At 27.4% G+C, this 1,768-nt stretch carries 3 protein-coding genes; all 3 read right to left on the bottom strand.

Features of this window, described 5'->3' with window-relative positions:
* On the bottom strand, positions 1 to 1,066 hold a 1,066-nt coding region (locus ACRCYC_RS00155; RefSeq protein ID WP_438617171.1), incomplete at its 3' end, for an alginate lyase family protein.
* Between the two features lie 119 nt (positions 1,067 to 1,185).
* Entirely contained in the window at positions 1,186 to 1,524 is a 339-nt protein-coding gene (locus ACRCYC_RS00150; RefSeq protein WP_438617170.1) for a cupin domain-containing protein, read from the bottom strand.
* Between the two features lie 11 nt (positions 1,525 to 1,535).
* A partial coding sequence (locus ACRCYC_RS00145; protein ID WP_438505978.1) for an SDR family oxidoreductase occupies positions 1,536 to 1,768 on the bottom strand: 233 nt, incomplete at its 5' end.

Here is a 1,768-nt window from a genome sequence, read left to right as displayed (position 1 = left end):
TATCTGAAAATATATTTTCTTTGGACATTTCACTTAAAATAGGTGATATTTTCTTAATTCTTAAGTCATCATTATAAAAATCCAAATCCTCTTTATTTTCCCAAGTATTTAAATCTTCCATTTTATCAAGCATAAAAGTAGTAGTTTTTTTTAAAATATTTTGAATATTAAGTAAACTTTTAGGTTGGAGGGTTTCAATATTTCGATAACTAATAAAAATAGCTTCCAAATTAAAAATAAAATAATGCCAAGCTTTTTTTCTTTTAATTTCATGAGGTTGATTCCCATTTCCTTCAAATTGGGCTTTAATCTTATTTATAAAAATATCTTTTCGACTTAATACTTTTTCATAATCGCCAGTAAATAAAGCGAACGTAGTCAGTTCCGCTTCATACCACGAACCATGGTTATTTAGTGCTTCTTCCTCTTCTTTCCCATTAGAACTATGTTCCATCCAAAAAATAAATTCTTTAAACCATTCTTTTATTTTTTTCAAAATACCAAATTCAATTAAATCTTTATTTTCTAGAACGGTTATATAATCGATAACTTTTATTAAATGTCTAGCATCAATTAGTCCAATTCCTCTTCCGGTACAAACTCCTGGAATTGCCTGAGCATAATCCATATTAGGATTCATTCTTGTTTCTTTATCAACAAACCAAATTTTAAGGAGTTCATTTACCTTAGATAAATAAGAAAAATCTTCATAAATAAGATAAAGAGTTGTTAAAATCATAATATCATTACAAAAATTCTCTATTCTAATAGAATCAGTAGCAAATGTTTTAACATAGGGATTAGCTTTACAATCATCAATTATCCAAGGCATTCCATCAATTCCTGTTTTATTTGGCCAAGCGTAAATTCCAATACTGTAGTAATCGTGTTTATTTAAACTATGAGGTAAAAGCTCTTTTTCAACTACAGAGTATTTTAAAGTAGTTATTTTATCATCCATTTCTTTTTTTAAATTTAAAATTTGACTTTTAAGAACAAGATTAAAATTTAATTCATTTTTTATTCTTAATATTTCATTTAAATTATATTCACTTTTTTTAATCACTCATTTTCCTCCACTTTTTTAATTTAATCACATTTTATACACGTTAAATAGTTAATACGATAATGAAAAAGAGGATAATTCTATACATTATTCCTCTTTTTAGATTTATTAATTGAATTTTATTTTATAAAATCTTGCCTAATAGGTGTGAATATATCTATCAACTTTCCTTTTTCTAGGCAAATACATCCGTGTTCAACATTTGATTCCTTGTACAAAACATCACCAGCTTTAACAATTTTTTCTTTATCTCCAATTTTAAAAACAAACTCTCCTTCTAAAACGTATGTCATTTGCTCATGAATATGAGAATGTAAAATTCCAACTGCCTCCTTCTCAAAGCTAACTTCAACAGTCATTAAACTACCATTATGAGCTAAAATTTTTCTAGAAATACCATTTCCTAGATTTTCTGATTTTGATTCATCATAAAAAAAATAATTTTTAATTTTAATCACCTCTCCTAAAATTATCTAACTAACCATCCACCATCTATTGCTAGAATATGTCCATTTACATAATCTGCTGCCTTTGATGCTAAGAATATCGCTCCCCCTACAAGGTCTGAAGTTTGCCCCCATCTTCCTGCTGGTATTCTTCCTAATATCTCTGCATTTCTTTTTTCGTCAGCTCTAATTGGTGCTGTGTTAGCTGTTTCTATATATCCTGGCGCTATTGCATTTACTTGGATATTATCTATTG

The organism is Paraclostridium sp. (assembly GCF_051657365.1).
In the GTDB taxonomy this organism is placed as follows: Bacteria; Bacillota; Clostridia; order Peptostreptococcales; family Peptostreptococcaceae; genus Paraclostridium.
The sequence above is the reverse complement of the archived record's forward strand: the minus strand, read 5'-3'. Positions and strand labels throughout refer to the sequence as shown.